This is a genomic window from Streptococcus sp. 2100, from assembly GCF_013276335.1.
Classification (GTDB): Bacteria; Bacillota; Bacilli; order Lactobacillales; family Streptococcaceae; genus Streptococcus; species Streptococcus pseudopneumoniae.
In genome coordinates, this window is the sequence record NZ_VMKV01000088.1 from 7,810 (window position 1) to 8,025 (window position 216).

A 216-nucleotide genomic window follows, 5' to 3' on the forward strand; every position below is an offset into this window, starting at 1 on the left:
ATCAGCCGCAATTTCTTCATAAGTTCGATATTCTCGCACATATTGAAGTCGCCATAAGAAGGTATTCTAGGCTTAGTTTAGGTTTTCGTCCCCCTTTTGCGTGTTTACCTTGATAATCTCTTTTTAATACAGCTAACATCTCTTCAAAAGTCGTGCACTGAACACCAACCAGGAGCTTAAATCGTGCATCAGTTAGTTGTTCACTTGCTTCATAAT

At 38.9% G+C, this 216-nt stretch carries 1 pseudogene; it reads right to left on the bottom strand.

Annotated elements, in window-relative coordinates:
* A pseudogene (locus tag HT669_RS11295) lies at window positions 1–216 on the bottom strand (IS5/IS1182 family transposase); the annotation flags it as partial.